Genomic DNA, 14,912 nt, shown 5'->3' with positions numbered 1-14,912 from the left:
CGCGGGGCGCTAGACGGGCTGCCGCTCACGGATCGCCCGCTCGACCTTCTCGTGTGCGCGTCCGGCCGAGCCGCACCGGTCGGTGAGCACGCTCACCCACCGCTCCAGCCCGAACGCGACGCAGCCGGTGAAGGCGGTGCCGCCGGTGGTGCCCTCCTGCGGCTCGACGCCGATGCGGCAGCGTTCGCCGAAGAAGTTGCGATGCGTATTGACCGAGGCGATGGCGAGGCCGTCGACGCTGAACTCGTACTTCACCGGCTGCATCCGCTGGAGCAGGGCGCGGGCACCGCCCTTTTCGAAGAATGGGTCGGAAGCGGCATCCACGGTGACCTCCAGCGAGAGCTCGCCGAGCAGTTCCTCGATCCTGTTCCGGTAGCGGGCGATCACTTCCTGCGTGTGCTGGTACGACCCGAGCGCCACGATCTCGCGCATCTGGAAGGTGAGCAGGCGGCGCAGGCCGTCGAAGTGCTCCTCGCCACGGAAACAGCGGTTGACGAGCGTCACCAGGGTGTCCGCCGGCACGGTCCGGTCCTGGAAGTAGAGGTACGCGCCGAAGCAGGTCGCCGTGGGCAGCCCGAGCCGGGCAGGGGCGACCTGGTCGGCTGGGAAGTGGCCGCCGTCGGGGCCGGAGACCGGTGTACGCAGACCGCCGGCGACCAGCGCGAGATGCGGAAAGTTGGTGTAGACGTCGAAGTTCGCCAGCTCGTCCACCGGATAGACCGGCGGAGCGGACAGTTCGACGCCACCCTCCTCTGCCGCCCAGCCGCGGAACGTGTCGTCCAACAGGCGCAGCAGCGCGGTCTCGGCCGGCCCCAGGATCGCCAGGCCGCCGGTGATCCGGTTGCGCTCCGCGTCGCTCATCGGGCGGCCCCGGCTCCCGCCGCGCCGACCGCGACAAGTCCGTGCCGGGTCAGGAACGAGTTGGTCTTGCGGAACACCTGCGCCTCGAACTCAGCCCGGCGCGGATCGTCGAGCAGGCGCCGCCGTACCTCCAGGGGGTCGGGGATGCCGGCGTCCTTGTAGACCTGCGGGTTGTACAGCGACTCGAAGCTGTAGGTCAGATAGCGGCTCAGGTAGTCGGCGACCTGGGCCAGCTCCTCCGGCGTGGCCCGCTCGCGGAAACCCTCGAAGAGCAGCCGAACCAGCTCCCGCCCGAACGCGATGTGCCGAGACTCGTCTTGGTGGTGGATCTGGTTGATCTTCCGAATGGTGCTGTCGAGGCGGTCGTCGAGCGCCATCTTCGCGTTGAAGTGGTCCACCAGCTCCTCGAAGATCAGGATGCGGGCGAAGACGAGCAGGCTTGCCGCGTCGCTCGGCGGAATGGTCTCGGCGCCGCCGCGGGGCTGCTTGTAGAGCTTGCCGCCGTAACGCAGGCAGAACTGGGCAAAGAACCACATGTGCTCGTTCTCCTCACCGATGAAGTGGTGGAAGAACTCCGACGTCGTGGCGAACTCGTCGGTGTGTATGCGGCGGGTGACCTCGATGAGTAGCTCACGGATCCCGTGCACGTTGAGGCTGTAGAAGTTGATGCTTTCGTACTTCGAGAGCCGGTGCAGCTGCTCCTCGCTCAGATCGCGCGCGACCTCGGTGCCGTACACGGTGGTCAGCTCGGGGCTCATCCACCACGTGTGCTCCGGGAGCGACTGCGGCCAGTCGAACATCTGGTACGGGTTGTAGTAGTCCTCGATGGACTTGGAACTGAGCCGGTCCAGGACTTCTCGGAGCCGCTCGCTGGTGTCGATGAGCGTGGACGTCATGATCGACATACCCTCCTGGTTCTTGCCGATTCCAGGGCCAGCCGGCCCAGCCGGTCCGTGCGGTCGTCAGTTCTCGTGTACTGGTCGAGTCGGCGGTTGAGCTGTGTGGTCGTGTACGCGAAGGCCAGGTTCTCGCCCGGTACGGCGAAGACCAGTGCGCAGTCCTGCCCGTAATGGCCGAACGAATCGACCGTCAGGCCCGCCTGCGGCAGGTGGGGGTCGGGCAGCATGAAGCCGAGCGCGTACGCGCGCTCCCGGACGAAGACCCGGTCCGGCCCGCGCCGCTGGAGCCGGGTGGCGCGCCGCAGGGTCGGCTCGCTCCAGAGGCGTACGCCGTCGACGGTGCCGATCGTGGCGGCGAAGATCCTGGCGAGCGCGCAGGCGGAGGAGACGGCGTTGCAGGCGGGCACCTCGGCGCGCAGGTACCGCAGGGAGTTCTCCACGCTCATCAGGTTCGGGTTGCGCTGGGAGCGGCTCAACAACGAGGTGCGGTCGCCGAGCAGGGCCAGGATGTCCGCAGCGGTGCCGGTGCCGGTCGGCTGCGTCTGGCGGAACGGCGCGAAGCGGGTCAGGTCGTCGATTCCGACGCGGACCTCGGCGCCGAGCCCCTCGCGGAAGTGCTCCCGGAAGAGCTCGTCCACCCGCTTGCCGGTGGCCCGCCGCAGGAACTCGCCGACGCCCCACCCGAAGGTCAGGTCGTGGTAGCCGTGGTCGGTCCCCGGCTCCCAGTAGGGCCGCTGCGCCGCGAGGGCATCGACGGCCGGATCCCAGTCGAGCACGTCGTCGACGGAGAGCCGACGGTCGACGCCGACCAGACCCGCCTGGTGAGCGAGGAAGGTGGCCAGCGTCAGCGAGGCCTTACCGGCGGCGGCGAACTCCGGCCAGACCTCGGCTACCGGGGCGTCGATGTCGATCACACCCCGCTCGTGCAGCGCGTGCGTGACGACGGCGAGCAGGGCCTTACCGACCGAACGTACGTTCTGCACCTGGTCGTGCGGGCGCTGCGCGGAGCGCAGCCGGACCCGCTCCTCGCCGTCCACGTAGACGCAGAGTTCGCTGTGCGAGTCCAGCCCTTCGCGGTGGATCCGGTCGAACTCCTCAGCCAGCGGGAGAAACTCTTCGGTGTGGGTGCCGACAATGTGCTCCATTCAGGCCACCACCCGGATCTGCCGCTCGATCTCCTCGGCCAGCTCACTGACGGTTGGCTTGTCGAAGCAGATCGAGGGTGGCAGCGGCACCGACAGGCGGCGCTGCAGCCGGTTGCGGATGGTGAGGGCATTGAGTGAGTCCATGCCCGCCCTCGCCAGGTCAAGCCCGCCGATCTCGTCGCCGTCGAAGCCCAGTTCCCGCGCTACGACCTCCGCACAGCAGGCCAACACGTTCTCCCGGGCCGTCGTGGGCGCTTCGGCGGCGAGCGCGGGCGGTGCACCGGTCAGGTCGCCGGTGAGCGGGTTCGAGGCGAGGTGGTGCTCCGGGTCGAGCTCCTTCCAACGGACCGCCAGCAACCCGACCTGTCCCGAGGACCGGCCGGCTATCACGGCGCGCAGCAGCGGGCGCCCCTCGGCGCTGGTGAACGTGCCGAGGCCCTGCTCGTCGAGCTGGCGCAGGAGCTCGGCGTTGCCGGCCAGGTAGCCGACGTCCGACCAGGAGCCCAGGTTGATCGACAGGCCGGGGAGTCCGAGGGCCCGGCGGTGCCCGGCCAACGCATCCAGGTAGGCGCAGGCCACCGCGTGCGACGCCTGCCCGGGATTGCCGAACAGCCCCGTGAAGGAGGACGTCATGACGAACAGGTCGAGGCCGGGCGCGTGCTCGGCGGCGCTGCGGTGCAGGTTCCACGCGCCCTGCGCCTTCGGCGCCAGCACCCCTTCGATGCGGTGCCAGTCCGTCCGGTCGATGATGGCGTCGTCGATGATGCCCGCCGCGTGCACGACGCCCCGGATGCCCGCGTCCGCGCCGCCGTAGCCGGCGAAGAGCCGGTCGACCTGCTGTGCCGAGGTGACGTCCAGCTTCTCGGCCCGGATCTCCGCGCCGAACTCCTCGGCCAGCCGCCGTATCCGCCGGGCCTGCTCCGGGCGGGGTGCCGACCGGCCACCGAGGACCAGCCGCCGGCCACCGAGCTCCAGCAGCGCGTGCGCGCACTCCAGGCCGACGCCGGCGAGCCCGCCGACGACCAGATACCAGCCCTCCGGATCGAGACGGGACGGCCCGGCCGGCTCCGGCACCGGGGCATGCCGGAGCCGGGGCAGCAGCACGCGGTCGCCGCGCAGCGCCAGCTCGGCGTCGCCGGAGCCGGCGGTGAGGGCGCCGAGGACGCCGGCGAGCCGCGGCATCGTCCGGGCCCACTGCTGCTTGGTCGCGGCCGCGTCGAGGTCGACGAGGACGTGCCGGACGGCCGGGAACTCCGTACGCGCGGTCCGGGCCAGACCGACGATCGCGCCCTGCGCGGGGATCACGTCGTCTGAGCTCAGGACGCGGCGGGCGCCGGAGGTCACGGTGCAGACGGCGGCGGGCACGTTCGCCCTTGACAGCGCCTGGAAGATTTGCAGGGTGACGGCTCCCCCGGCCTCGACCACGTCGTCGAGGGCCGAGACCGGGCCGATGGGAAGCGCGCCGAGGTCGGCCTGCCGCTTGCGCAGCACGGGCACGGCGTTGACGACCGTCGCTGGCCGGTGGCTGGTCAGCACCCGCACGGTATCCGCCACCGCGTCGTCCGTGTGCACGTGGACCAGGACCTCGGCACCGAGGCGCTCCAGCTCCCGGGTCAGCTCTGCGGCCGAGCATACGGACGGGGCGACGACAAGGACCCGGCCCGGCGCCTGGGTCAGGGGGGTCGCGGGCGCGTCGGCCCAGGTGACCGCGTAAAGGGCGGGACCGTCCTGAGCCACCTCGTCGGGGCTCTCCGGGAGGTCGTCGTCAAGGCACCCGGCCGCCGTGTCGCCGCCGGTCGGTGCCGCCTCGACCCAGTGCCGCCGGCGCTGGAAGGGGTAGGTGGGCAGGGTGACAGTACGGCCGCCGGGCGAGACGGACGACCAGTCCACCGCCATGCCCGCCGTGTACGCCCCGGCGAGCGCGAGCCGGGTGGAGGCGACGTCGTTGCGGTCCCAGCGCAGCGTCTCAAGGCAGGTCGGCTCGGTCTCCGGGTCGGCGCCGAGGGTGAGCTGGGACAGGCCGGTGAGGGTGTCGGCCAGACCGATCTCGAGCAGGACGCCGGGCATTTCCCCGGCGGCCGCGCGGATCGCGTCGACGAACCGGACCGGCCGGCGCAGCTGCCGCAGCCAGTAGCCGGGCGTCGCGATCTCCGCCGTGGCCGGAGCGCCGGTAAGCGTGGACACGAGCGTATGCACCGGCGGCCGCAGGTCGACGGCGTCCAGCACGGCGGCGTAGTCGTCAAGGATCGCGTCTACCTGCCGGGAGTGCGCGGCGCGGCCGATCCGCAGGGGCTTGCAGACGATGCCGCACCGCTCGGCCTCCGCGGTGGCGGCGCGGACGGCGGCGCCGTCACCGGAGATCACGGTACGGTTCGGCGCGTTGACCGCTGCGACGTCGACCTGATCATGCTCGGTCAGCAGCTCCCGCACCCGCCGCTCGTCGGCGAAGACGGCGGCCATGGCACCGGACTCGGGCAGGGTGCTGAACAGCCGGGCACGCTCGGACACGAGGTGGAGCCCGGTCTCGAAGTCGAAGACGCCCGCACCGTACGCCGCCGCGTACTCACCGAGGCTGTGGCCGACGTACCCGTCCGGCTCGATGCCCCAGTGGTGCCAGAGGGTGAGCAGCGCCGCCTGCAGGGTGTAGACGACCGGCTGGGCCAGCCGGAAGTCGGTGATCGGCATGCCCCGGCGCGCCTCATCCTGATAGAGGAACTCGGAGAGGCGGTGGCCGATGAGCTGCTGGTAGTGCGGGTCGGCACGTTCGATGAAGCTGCGGAACACGGGCTCGGTCAGGTAGAGGTCGCGGCAGGCCTCCAGGTATTCGGCGCCGTGCCCGGAGAAGAGCGCGGTCAGCCGGGGCGCGGTGCCGCGGACGACACCGGAGTGGAGCCCGATCTCGCCGTCGAACCCGTCCGCCGCGTCCGTCTCGCCGTTCGTCACGGCATCCAGCAGCATGGCGAGCGTCTTGCGGTCCGAACCGACAACCGCCGCCCGGCACGGGAAGTGCCGGCGCCCGGTGCCGAGGGTGAAGGCGGCGTCAGCGGCGCTCGGCGCGGCCTCGGCCAGCAGCGCTGCGCCGATCCGCGACGCCAGCTCGCGCACCGCGGGCTCGGACTCGCCGGAGAGGGGAAGCACCTGGATTCCGGCGTCCGCACCGGTCGCGGCGGGGCCGGGTGGCGCCTCCTCCAGGATCGCGTGCGCGTTCGTGCCGCCCAGCCCGAAGGCGCTGACCCCGGCCCGGCGCGGCCCTCCACCGGACTCCCACGCCGCGGTCTCGGACTGGACGAAGAAGGGCGACCCGGCGAAGTCGATGCCCGGATTGGGCTCCCGGTAGTGCAGCGAGGCCGGCAGCGTCCGGTGCCAGAGGGCGAGCGCCGTCTTCATCAGCCCGGCGATGCCGGCGGCCCAGCTCAGATGTCCGATGTTGGTCTTGACCGAGCCCAGGGCACAGGAGCCGGGTGCGACCTCCCCGAACACCTCGGTCAGCGCCGCGGCCTCGATGGGGTCGCCGGTCGGTGTCGCGGTGCCGTGCGCCTCGACGTAGGAGATCGAGCCGGGCTCGACGTCGGCGGCGGCGAGCGCCTGGTGGATCACCGCGGCCTGACCCGACAGGCTCGGCGAGCTGAAGCCCGGCTTGCCGGACCCGTCGTTGTTGATCGCGGTGCTGCGGACTACCGCGTACACCCGGTCGCCGTCGGCCAAGGCCCGGTCGAGCGGCTTGAGCAGGACCGCGCCGACGCCGCTGCCGAAGACCGTTCCGGTGGCCCCCGCGTCGAAGGCCCGGCAGTGCCCGTCCTGGGAAAGCACCAGACCGGGTTCCGGCTGATAGCGATCGATCTGCGGCACCGGTACGTGCGCCGCGCCGGCCAGGGCCATGTCGCACTCGCCCGCCAGCAACGCCTGGCACGCCAGGTGCAGCGCGTACAGGCCGGTGGCACAGGCGGCGTGGACGCTCACGCTGGGACCGTCGAGGTCGAGCTTGTACGACACCCGGCTGGTCAGGAAGTCGCCCCCGGCGGCCATGATCAGCTGTAGGTCCTGCGCCGAGTCGAGGAAGTTCGGCAGCGGCTTGCTCGCCTGCCGCCCGAGGTGGTGCATCAGATAAAGGCTGGTGCCGCAGCCGCCGTACACACCGACGTCCGGAGTGCCCCGCTGACCCGCCGCGCCGCCGTCCTCGAGCGCCTCCCAGCAGACCTCAAGGAAGAGCCGCTGCTGCGGGTCGAGCAGCGCCGCCTCGCGCGGGCTGTAGCCGAAGAATCCAGCGTCGAACCGGTCGATGCCGTCCAGGAGCGCCGAGGCGTGTATCCACCCGGCCGGCCCGTCCGTCACGGTGATCGACTCCACGCCCCCCACCAGGTTCGACCAGAACTGCCCAGGGGTGTCCGCGCCGGGGAACCGGCAGGCCATTCCGATGATCGCCACGCTGTCCTGGTAGCTCACTGACCGAATCCTCCCGTCGGTGGTGCCGCCTCTTCCTCCGTCTACCTCGCTCGCTGCCTACTTCGCCCGCCGGGCCAGACGTCTACGCTCCGCCGCGCTCGACGCGGCACCCGGGCGAACCCGGCCGCCCGCCCGGTGCGGTGCCGGCGCGGGTGTGCGCAGCCGTGCCGCCATCGTGGCGATGGTCGGGTGCCGGTACAGGTCGATCAGCTGCAGGCCCGCCTCGGGGACGGCGCTGACCAGTCGGGTGAAGACCGAGCCGAGCTGTGCCGAGTTGCCGCCGACGTCGAAGAACCGCTCGTCGGTGGCGAACTCCTTATCCGCGCCGAGCACCGCGGCCCAGGCCTCGGTGACAATCTGCTCATAGGAGCGTTCCCCCCGGCGGGGATGCGTTGGCCCGGGGTCGCTGCCGGCGAGCAACCGCTCCACCGCCCGGCGGTCCACCTTGCCGCTCACCGCCAGCGGCAGCGTGGACGTGATCCGCACCGCGTGCGGTACCACGTACCACGGCAGGGACTCGCCGAGCCGGGACCTGACCGTGGCTGCCGTGAGGCCGGGCACGGCGGGTTTCACCGCCGCGACCAGCCCGGTCACCCTGCCGGTGTCATCCCGGACGGGCAGCACGACGGCCTCCCCGACCTCGGCCATCGCGCGGATCGTCGCCTCGATCTCGCCGAGCTCGACCCGATAGCCGCGCACCTTGACCTGACCGTCAATGCGGCCGTGGTACCGGAGGATGGCGTCGGCGTCGGCGCTGACCAGGTCGCCGCTGCGGTACCAGCGCCGCCGGTCCTCTCCGTCGCCGAGGACGGGAAACTTGCGGGCGGTGAGCTCCGGGTCGTTGACGTAGCCCCGGGCGAGGCCGGCACCGGCGATCAGCAGCTCACCTGGTTCGCCCGGCGAGCATTCCCGCCCGGTCTCGTCGACGACGCGGACGGTGAAGCCGCTCAGGGGCCGCCCGATCGGTACGTACCCGACGTCACGGCCGGAGCATTCGTGCACCGTCGTCGCCACGGTGGCCTCGGTCGGGCCGTACGCGTTGTAGAGGTGCTCCACCGAGCTGAGTTGGCCGACCAGTTCGGGCTGGACGATCTCGCCGCCCAGGATCAGCACCCGCAGCCCGCGGATACCGGCGGCGATCGCGCGGTCCTGCAGCATCAGCTGAATCAGCGAGGGCGTCACGAAGAAGTGGGTGACCCGCCCGCTGGTCAGCATGCTGTTAAGGAATTCGGCGCCGTCGCTGCTCTTTCCGGCCAGGGAGTCGGAGGCGGCGAGTATGACGGGAATCCCCCGGGTCAGCGGCCAGAACAATTCCACGACCGACAGATCGAAGCAGATGCTGGCCGCGGCGAGCCAGCATTCTTCCGGCCGGCTGCGGGGGCCCGGCAACACCGCGTCCAACGCCTCGAACAGATTCTCGACACCACCGTGCTCGATGGCGACGCCCTTCGGCTCGCCCGTCGATCCGGAGGTGAAGATGAGGTAGGCCAGATCGCCACTCCCCGGCTCGGCAACAGCGGACCCGTCCTGATCCGGGGCGCATTGCGATAGGTCCAGGAGCCGGTACGGCAGCGCGGCGAAACGCTTCTCGGTTGATTCGTCGACGAGCACGCACCCCGCGTCGGCAGCGTCGGCGATGGAGCGGATCCGGGAGTCGGGGAAGTGCGGGTCGACCGGGACGTACGGCGCGCCGATCCCCATCACGGCCAGCATGGACACCAGCCGACTGACCGTCGGCGCCATGCAGATCGCGATCGGGCGGCCGGGCGCGCAGCCGGCGGCACGCAGCACGGCGGTCGCCGCCTCGACCCGGCGCCAGAGCTCCGCGCAGGAAACGGATTCCGTGGCGTCGACGACGGCCACCGCGTCGGGCGTGTCCACCGCGCGCCGACGGCACTGTTCGACAATCGACCGGCGACCGCTGTCCACAAAAGATGCCGATGGCATAGCGACTCCCCCCGTAGTCGACTAGAAGTCTCAGGCAACGCAAAGATCAACAGCAGCGATTCCCAAAGGCTGTCCCGACGCTAACAAGGGCTACTCTTTCGGTCAACAGCGATCAACTCGTCCGAAAGGATTACGGTCATCATTCTTTGGTAATCCTCGGCCGGCCGGCAGGTCGCCCGCCACGAACACCGCAAAGCCGGTTGGCCCGGCGTTTAGTACGCGGCCGCCAATTGCTAGCTGACCAGGGGGTAGTCCCTATTTCGCCATGTGTCTCGGTGGAACCCAGCGGGCGCGGGTCTGGTGACGGCATCGCCAGGTTGGCCAGTGCGTGTCCTGGCCGGGTGGTCTCGGGTGCTGGAGGTCGGTGGCGAGGATTCGCTTGGCCTCGGGGACGGTCAGCGGGATCAGCCCGGGCCCGGGTGGCGGCGGTTGGTCGGGCGTGTTCGGCGGTGCGGAGCCTCGCCCGTAACTGGTGCAGGCCGAGGTGGTCCTTCATGCCCTCTCCAAGTTCTGACATTGACCGCTGTCGTGGCTGAATCGCAAGCAACCGGCGGCTTGCCGCTGCCTTGCCCTTGAGGTGCCACGTCCGACTGCCACTGCCACTCGTGCGATCCACGTCGCGCTGCGTGGAGTCGCGCCCCGTGAAGGCGTACGCGCGGTCCCGCGTCGCCTCCGCTGGACATTCCCTAATGGAGGCAGGAGGCTGGTGCTGCTGCTTCGTTCCCATCGTCTCGGCGCGAACACGGGGGTCACGACAATGACGCAGGTCGATCGACACAAATTCACGTCGTCAATCGGAGCGCCCGGCGCGGCCCGGGCCGCAGGGCACACGGTGGTCATGGGACTGCTGGAGTCCCGGCCACTGGTTCAGGTGATGTTCCTCAGCCGTTTCCTGGCCGGGGCAGCGCTTACCGGCCAGGCGCGGGCCCACCTCGCCGCGGTCGCCGTCGGAGCCGTGGCGTGGTCCTCGGCTGCTGTCGCCGTCTACATCTTCAACGGGGTCATGGACGTCGCCGAGGACCGCGGCAACGGCTCGCACCGCCCCATCGCGTCGGGGCGGCTGCCCCGGTCGAGCGCGGCGGCGCTGGCAGGTGGGACCGCCGCACTGGCGCTCGGCGCCGGCGCGGTGGCGGGCATCGAGGTCGAAGTGTTGATCTTCCTGGGTCTGGGCTTCGTCTACTCCGGTCCTCCGTTCCCGGCCAAGCGGCAGGGGATGGCTGCCTCGGTCGTCGTCGCCGGCCTGGGCCTGCTGACCTTCCTGGGGGGCATGGGTGCCGCGCAGGGCTTCAGTGCCGCCGCAGTCGTGTTCGGCCTGGTCATGTCCGGGTGGATGGGGCTGGTGGGCGCCCTGGCCAAGGACCTGACGGACGTGCCGGGTGACGCCGTGGCGGGGCGGCGCACGTTCGCGGTGCGGCACGGTGTCGGTCCCGTCGCTCGATACACCGCCGTGCTGGCGGTCGGGGTCGCGGCGACGGGCCTCACGGCGGCCGCCCTGGCGGCACCGATTTTGCTCCCGTCCATGCTGGTGCTCACGGCGGCGGCATTCCGTCTCGCCGTCGACTGCCGCTCGCTCACCGGCAATGCGCTCGCTCAGCCCTACCGCAGCTTCATGGCCGGTCAATATGGGGCCGTCGCCGCGCTTGGACTTTCGCTTGTCGCCCGCAACACGTTCTGACACGACAAGCGGATACCGCGGCATGAGATATCATGGGGCGCTGTCTACAAGATCCCTAGCTGAACTTCATACGAGGCAGAGGGTTACGGGGCACAGGGTGTCGTTGGTCGACAATTTCCGGGCGTATACCGACGAGATCCTCGCCCGCTACGAGCGGGCTCTGCGCGACGCTGACAGCCCCCTCACCACCACGGCTGACCGCTGGCACCAGGCCCGCAGTCAAGCCGAAGAGATCCTGGGCGAGTGCCTGCACCTGCTCGACCCGATCGCCCAGGAACGACCCGACCCGCAAGCCGTCACCCGCGAACTCGGCATCGAACGGGCAAACCAGCAGATCCTCGTCGCCGACTCGATCCGCGCGGGCATCCTGCTGTGGCGTGCGGCGGTCCCCGTCCTGCGCGAGGTGGCGACATCGGAAGACGCCGCCCTCCTGCCCGACATGCTCGACCGCCTGCACGAGGCGATCAGCATCCGGCTCTACATCGGCAGCGTGGCGCACGAGCACGTCCGGCTCGCGAACCGCGCCGCCGTGGCCAAGGACGAGCAGCACAGCGAGCCCGAGGCGGTCACCTGCCCGGACAACATCACGAAGCGCGAGTGGGAGGTCCTCAAGTGCGTGGGCCGCGCCTTCTCCAACCGCGAGATCGCCAAGGAACTCGCGATCAGTGAGCCCACCGTGAAAGCCCATTTGCGCAAGATTTTTCGCAAGCTCACCGCAACCTCGCGCGTGGATGCGATCAACAAGGTGGGCCTCCCGCACCACTACGGATCAGAAGGCTAGGGGTTCGAGTCCCTTCGGATGAGGGTGCGGTCGAGTCGCCCTCGCGCATCACTCAGCGTCCACCACCGCCGGTTCGAGCCGAGCGGACCTGAGGCTGCGCCGACGTTCTGATCTCAGTGATCAAGAGGATGGTTTTCCGAGCGTGTGCAGGGCGTCGTCCATCTCGGCGAGCAGGCGCACGGCGGTGTCCTCGGTCATCCCGTCGGCCCGCCACAGCATGATCAGCGACCACGAACCGTCCGGGCGGGGAAACGCTTCGAACATCAGCTCGACGGCGGTGGTGGGGGGCCGGACCCGGATCCGTTCGACAACGACGTCCGCGCCCATCGTCACCGGTGGCGTCTCCGCCTGGAGCACCGCCCAGACCTGGCAGAAGGGATGCCGGGACCGGTCCGGGCGCAGCTCCCGGACCAACTCGTCGAAGGGGATCCGGGCATGCTCCAGAGCAGCGACCGTGCTGTCGCTGACCGCCCGCAGCAGCGCTCCGGGCTCGCTGTCCGGCACGTCGTACACCGGCACCGCGAGCGGGTTGACGAAGTACCCGATGATCCGCTCGGTCTCGGTGTCGAACCGGCCAGCGGTAACCGTGCCGATATACAGGTCGGGCACCCCGAAAACGGTGGCCACCGCCCTGCCGGCGGCGGTGATCAGGGCCGACACCGGCGGTCCCCCGTTCGCGGTGGCGGCCCGGTGCAGGGCGGCCACCGTCTCCGCCGCCACCTCCAGTTCGAGTTCCCGCCGCGGCGCCTCACCCACGGCCGACGGACGCGGCAGAAACGGGGCTGGCGCACCCTTGAGGTTGTCCCGCCAGAAGGGCAGTTCGGTACGCCGCCAGTGCTCCAGGTTCTCCTGCTCCCACACGGTGAAGTCCCGGTAGGAGACCGGCCCGCCCGGGGCCGGGCTGTCCTCTCCGGCGAGACGGGCCGCGTACGCGTCGGCGAGGTCCGCCAGAAAGACCGATTCGGACCAGCCGTCGAACGCGACATGGTGCACGTGCAGGCAGAGCAGGTGCCGACCCTCGTCGAGCCGGCAGATCCGGGCCCGGACCGGGATCTCGTCCTCCAGCTCGAACGGGCGGCTCCACCAGTCCATGGTCGCCTGCTCGGCGGCCAGCTGGACCGTGGCCGCCGCCGGGAGGACCACCTCCTCGACGCTGAGCACGACGGCGTCGCCGTCCAGCACCTGCTGGATCGGGAGGTCGTCGTCCCAGCCATAGGTGGTGCGCAGCACCGGATTGCGCCGTACGACGTCGGTCAACGCCTGACGCAGCACGTCCAGGTGCGGGGTGCCGGTCATCAGATAGGCCAGCACCAGCATGTTGTCGGCCTGGCCGGGCGCGGTCTGCTCGGCGAGCCAGAACCGGCGTTGCGCGTGGGAGAGCGGGGCCGGGCCGTCGGGGGCCACCGGCACCAGCGGCGTCGCGGCCCGTGGCGCGGTCGTGTCGAGCGCGTCGACGATGCCGGCCAGCGAGCGCCGCCGGTAGATGTCCGCGATCGTGCAACGGACACCGAGGCGGCCGGTCAGCCGGGCGGCGAGCCGGATCGCGTCGAGGGAGGTGGCGCCCGCTGCCAGCAGGTCGTCGGAGGCCGTCACCCCCGGCAGGTCGAGCAGATCGCGTACCTCCGCCACCAGCGGGTCCACGGCGTCGTCGCCGGCCCCGGCCGGGGCCGGCGACACCAGCCGGTGCAGCTCGGCCTGGTCCAGCTTGCCGTTCGGGGTCAGCGGTAGCCGGCTGACCTGGTGGAACCGGGTCGGGATCATCGCGTCGAGCAGGGTGCGCGCGGCGAACTCGCGCAGCGGCGCGAGCTCCACCGGACGCCCGTCGGTGGAGCTGAAGACGCAGGCCAGCTCCGCGTCACCGGCGCGCCGCGTCACCCGCAGCACCGCGCACGAGGCGATCGACGGGTACGACCGCAGCACCGCCTCGACCTCGCCCGGCTCGATCCGCACACCACGGATCTTGAACTGTCGGTCGATCCGGCCCCGGTACCGCAACTCGCCGTCCGGGCCGAGTTCGCCACGATCACCCGTGCGGTAGTAGCGGACACCGTCCCGGTCGAAGAACCGGCGCGCGGTCTCGTCCGGGTCGTTGAGGTAGCCCAGGGCCAACCCGTCACCGGAGAGTGCGATCTCCCCGGTGCCGTCGAGGAGCACCACCCCGGTCTGCGGCACCGGCCGGCCGATGGGCACGTCGTCGGTGCCGTCCACCAGGTCGGCGTGGGTCACCACGTGGGTGGTCGCCGCCATCGAGCACTCGGCTGGCCCGTAGAGGTTCACCAGGTGCAGCTCCGGTGCGGCGTCGAGAATCCGGCGCAGGTGCGGGGCGGACACCCGGTCACCCCCGACGACCAGGACCCGGATGTCGCGGAACAGCTCCGGGCACTCGTCGGCGAAGACGTTGCACAACGAGCTGGTCACCCAGAGGGTGTTCACCCCCCGGGCGATCCCGCCGCGCAGCGCCTCGGCGTCCAGGGCCGGCTGGTCGCGGTCCATCAGCACACAGCGACCGCCGTTGAGCAGGGCCCCCCACAGCTCCAACGAGTGCATGTCCCACGGCACCGGTACGGCCTGCAACAACACGGTGGTCGAATCCAGCGGGATGGTCGGCGAGTTGACCAGGACCCGGCAGGTGCCGCGGTGCGGGGAGAGAACGCCCTTGGGCCGGCCGGTCGAGCCCGAGGTGTAGAAGACGCTGGCCGGGGCGGCACCGTCGAGCCCGGGCCGACCGGTCGGCGCGTCGGGCACCACCGGCCGGGGTGACCCGGTGAACACTTCCGGCGAGAGGCTGACCAGGCCGGTCCCGGCGAAGCGCTGCTCGTCGTCGGTAACGACCAGGGACACGCCGCTGCGTGCCACCACCCCGTCGACGCGGTCCCTGGGCCACCGGGGATCCAGGGGCAGGTACGCGGCCCCGGCCAGCAGCACGCCGAGAAAGGCCGCCACCCGCTCCGGGGTGCGTTCCATGTGCACGGCGACGACGTCACCGGCCGATCCGCCGCCGGCTCGGACGGCCTCCCGGGCTGTGCACGCCTGCGCCCACAGCTCGCCGTAGCTGACCCGGCGTTCCCCCTGCTGGACCGCCGTCGCGTCGGGTCGCTGGCGGACGCGGGTCGCGACGACCTGTTCGATCCGGTCACCGAGGGCGTACGGGCTGTCCATCG

8 protein-coding genes are annotated in these 14,912 nt (G+C 71.0%); 2 read left to right on the top strand and 6 right to left on the bottom strand.

Annotated features, from left to right (window positions below):
• Positions 1-9: 9 nt before the first annotated feature.
• From ABT023_RS19275 to ABT023_RS19255, 5 genes are read right to left on the bottom strand one after another with little or no spacing between them, the layout of a single operon-like run.
• The gene (locus ABT023_RS19275; protein WP_350887408.1) at positions 10-861 is read right to left on the bottom strand and encodes a class-II aminoacyl-tRNA synthetase family protein; all 852 of its coding nucleotides are present in this window, start codon (positions 859-861) and stop codon (positions 10-12) included.
• Entirely contained in the window at positions 858-1,757 is a 900-nt protein-coding gene (locus ABT023_RS19270) for a diiron oxygenase (RefSeq protein ID WP_350887405.1), read from the bottom strand. Before ABT023_RS19270 ends, ABT023_RS19275 begins: the two co-directional genes overlap by 4 nt.
• Complete coding sequence (locus ABT023_RS19265) at positions 1,754-2,905, bottom strand: serine hydrolase domain-containing protein (protein WP_350887403.1); 1,152 nt, start codon at positions 2,903-2,905, stop codon at positions 1,754-1,756. The genes ABT023_RS19270 and ABT023_RS19265 overlap by 4 nt, the downstream gene beginning before the upstream one ends.
• Positions 2,906-7,348 (bottom strand): type I polyketide synthase, encoded by a 4,443-nt coding sequence (locus tag ABT023_RS19260; RefSeq protein WP_350887400.1) that lies wholly within the window; start codon positions 7,346-7,348, stop codon positions 2,906-2,908. It lies immediately after the preceding gene.
• A 57-nt stretch (positions 7,349-7,405) separates the two neighbouring features.
• A complete protein-coding gene (locus ABT023_RS19255) occupies positions 7,406-9,229 on the bottom strand; it encodes a non-ribosomal peptide synthetase (protein WP_350887398.1) in 1,824 nt (607 codons plus the stop codon).
• A gap of 772 nt (positions 9,230-10,001) precedes the next feature.
• Here ABT023_RS19255 and ABT023_RS19250 point away from each other — a divergent pair.
• Entirely contained in the window at positions 10,002-10,970 is a 969-nt protein-coding gene (locus ABT023_RS19250; protein ID WP_350887396.1) for a UbiA family prenyltransferase, read from the top strand.
• A 97-nt stretch (positions 10,971-11,067) separates the two neighbouring features.
• Positions 11,068-11,751: a helix-turn-helix transcriptional regulator gene (locus ABT023_RS19245; RefSeq protein ID WP_350887394.1), complete on the top strand. Its 684-nt coding sequence runs from the start codon at positions 11,068-11,070 to the stop codon at positions 11,749-11,751.
• A 120-nt stretch (positions 11,752-11,871) separates the two neighbouring features.
• Here ABT023_RS19245 and ABT023_RS19240 read toward each other — a convergent pair whose 3' ends face one another.
• Entirely contained in the window at positions 11,872-14,910 is a 3,039-nt protein-coding gene (locus ABT023_RS19240) for an AMP-binding protein (protein ID WP_350887392.1), read from the bottom strand.
• Between the last annotated feature and the right edge of the window lie 2 nt (positions 14,911-14,912).

The sequence above is a fragment of the Micromonospora sp. NPDC002296 genome (assembly GCF_040296145.1).
Classification (GTDB): domain Bacteria; phylum Actinomycetota; class Actinomycetes; order Mycobacteriales; family Micromonosporaceae; genus Micromonospora.
The sequence above is the reverse complement of the archived record's forward strand: the minus strand, read 5'-3'. Positions and strand labels throughout refer to the sequence as shown.

What these genes read in the sequence shown, in the direction of transcription:
- ABT023_RS19275 (WP_350887408.1), bottom strand. Translation starts at nt 861, where the DNA reads ATGAGCGACGCGGAGCGCAACCGGATCACCGGCGGCCTGGCGATCCTG.
- ABT023_RS19270 (WP_350887405.1), bottom strand. Translation starts at nt 1,757, where the DNA reads ATGACGTCCACGCTCATCGACACCAGCGAGCGGCTCCGAGAAGTCCTG.
- ABT023_RS19265 (WP_350887403.1), bottom strand. Translation starts at nt 2,905, where the DNA reads ATGGAGCACATTGTCGGCACCCACACCGAAGAGTTTCTCCCGCTGGCT.
- ABT023_RS19240 (WP_350887392.1), bottom strand. Translation starts at nt 14,910, where the DNA reads ATGGACAGCCCGTACGCCCTCGGTGACCGGATCGAACAGGTCGTCGCG.